This is a genomic window from Pantoea sp. CTOTU49201 (assembly GCF_032054795.1).
Lineage (GTDB): Bacteria > Pseudomonadota > Gammaproteobacteria > Enterobacterales > Enterobacteriaceae > Pantoea > Pantoea symbiotica.
The window spans coordinates 4,644-5,338 of the sequence record NZ_DAMBSA010000325.1 but is presented as its reverse complement, the minus strand read 5'-3'; the positions used below and the strand labels follow the sequence as shown (position 1 = coordinate 5,338).

The window sequence follows — 695 nt, the reverse complement described above, 5'->3', positions numbered from 1 at the left end:
TCAAACCGCCGAGGGCGATAGCACTGTTCCAGGTGACGACATTCATGGAGAGCGCCACATCGGCATATTCACCGGCGGCATCTGCCAGCGCCGTTTGCAGCAGCGTCGCGGCACCGCCGAAAGTGAGTCCCCAAACGGCAATTCCCGCATAGATTACGGCGGGGGTTGGCGTACTCAGATCAAATACGACCGACACCGCAGCAAAGATGGAGAGTGACAGCAGCACAGCCTTACGCAGATGGGTATCAATGATCTTGCCGGTAATGAATATTCCGCCCAATGCCGCAATGCCAAAGATCAGCAGCACCACATCCACGCGATGCGCCAGACCGGCTGAAGCAATGAACGGCGCGATGTAGGTATAGAGAATGTTATGCGCCAGCATCCAGGTCAGCACCACGCCGAGCACGGCACATACGCCGGGCAGTCGTAATACTGCGCCAAGCGGCATTTTTTGCCTGGCAGATTGGCCGGGATAGTTCGGCACGGCCAGCAGAATCCAGCCAATAAGAATGATAGAAAGCCCGGACATCGCAGCAAAAGTCAGACGCCATCCCAGCAATGATCCCATCCATGTTCCGGCCGGAACACCGAGCGAAAGGGCGATTGGCGTGCCCACCATGGCGAGCGCCAACGCGCGTCCCTGCAGTGATGGAACCACCATTCTCCGCGCATAGCCTGCAATCAGACTCCAC

Annotated in this window: 1 protein-coding gene; it reads right to left on the bottom strand. The window is 57.8% G+C overall.

Translation table 11 applies throughout. The annotated features are described in order from the left end of the window. A partial coding sequence (locus tag RTY00_RS18965; RefSeq protein WP_312665508.1) for an MFS transporter occupies nt 1–695 on the bottom strand: 695 nt, incomplete at both ends.